The sequence below is a fragment of the Methylibium sp. T29 genome (genome assembly GCF_000576205.1).
In the GTDB taxonomy this organism is placed as follows: Bacteria; Pseudomonadota; Gammaproteobacteria; order Burkholderiales; family Burkholderiaceae_C; genus Methylibium; species Methylibium petroleiphilum.
In genome coordinates, this window is record NZ_AZND01000473.1 from 1 (window position 1) to 1,463 (window position 1,463).

General features: G+C 74.0%; 1 protein-coding gene and 1 pseudogene. Both read left to right on the forward strand.

Annotation, left to right across the window (positions count from 1 at the left end):
- Positions 1 to 427 (forward strand): annotated as a pseudogene (locus x551_RS22130) (FAD-dependent oxidoreductase); the annotation flags it as partial.
- A 273-nt stretch (positions 428 to 700) separates the two neighbouring features.
- On the forward strand, positions 701 to 1,463 hold a 763-nt coding region (locus tag x551_RS22135; RefSeq protein WP_253950462.1), incomplete at its 3' end, for a thiazole synthase.

A 1,463-nucleotide genomic window follows, 5' to 3' on the forward strand; every position in this document is an offset into this window, starting at 1 on the left:
TGCGCGGCGAGACCGTGTGGCTGCACGCCCCCGGCACGGCCTGCTGCGGCCGGTGCGGCTGCTGCACCCGCGGCACCGTGTCTACCTGGTGCCGCGACCCGGCGACATCGTGCTGCTGGGCGCGACCGAGATCGAGAGCGAGGACCGTTCGCCGATGTCGCTGCGCAGCGCCGTCGAGCTGATGGCCGCCGCGCACAGCGTGATGCCGGCGCTGGCCGAGTCACGCATCCTGCGGCTCGACCGCAACCTGCGCCCGGCGCTGCCCGACAACCGGCCGCACATCGACGTCACGCCGCAGCGGGTGGCCGTCAACGGCCTGTTCCGTCACGGCTGGCTGCTGGCGCCGGCGCTGGTGGAGGACGCGCTGGCCGCCTGGGCAAGGCTGCGCGCCGACGCCGCGCTGCCCGGACCGGAGATCGAGCGATGAGCGGCCCGCCGGCACACGAGGACACGATGGTCACGGTGCATCTCGAGGGCCGCGGCTGCCGGCTCGCGCGCGGCAGCACGCTGGCCGACCTGCTGCGCCTGCTCGGCCAAGCGCCCGAGGCCATCACCACCGCCGTCAACGGCGAGTTCGTCGCCCGTGCCTGCGCGCCGGCCACGTGCTGCAGGACGGCGACGAGATCCTGCTGTTCCAGCCCATCGTCGGCGGTTGAGCCCATCGATCCCCGCACGACCGCTTTTCCACGAGGACCTCCCCATGCCCCAAGCAACCCCGGCCGTCCCCCCGCCAGCCGACATGGCCAACGACGATCCCTGGCAGGTGGGCGGCGTGCGCCTGCACAGCCGTTTCCTGCTCGGCACCGCCGGCTACCCTTCTCCGGCGGTGCTGCAGGGCGCGCTGCGTGCGGCGCGCACGCAGGTGGTCACCGTGGGCCTCAAGCGCACGCTCGCGGCGGCCGGCGACAACGGCTACATCGCCACCATCCGCCAGACCCTGCGCGACACCGGCGCGCGCCTGCTGCCCAACACCGCCGGCTGCCGCACCGCGCGCGAGGCCGTGCAACTGGCGCACATGGCGCGCGAGCTCTACGACACGCCCTGGCTCAAGCTCGAGGTGGTGGGCGACGAGCACACGCTGCAGCCCGATCCGTTCGAGCTGCTGACGGCGGCCTCGCAGCTGGTGCGCGACGGCTTCACCGTGTTTCCCTACTGCACCGACGATCTCGTCAGCTGCCGTCGCCTGCTCGACGCCGGCTGCCCGCTGCTGATGCCCTGGGGCGCGCCGATCGGCTCGGGCCAGGGCCTGCTGAATCCGTTCGCGCTGCGCACGCTGCGCGAACGCCTGCCGGACACCACACTGATCATCGACGCCGGACTCGGCGCGCCCTCGCATGCCGCGCAGGCGCTGGAGCTGGGCTTCGACGCGGTCCTGCTCAACTCCGCCGTCGCGCACGCGCGCGAACCGGTGGCGATGGCGCGTGCCTTCCGCCTGCCGTCGAGGCCGGCCGCGCCGCCTGGCG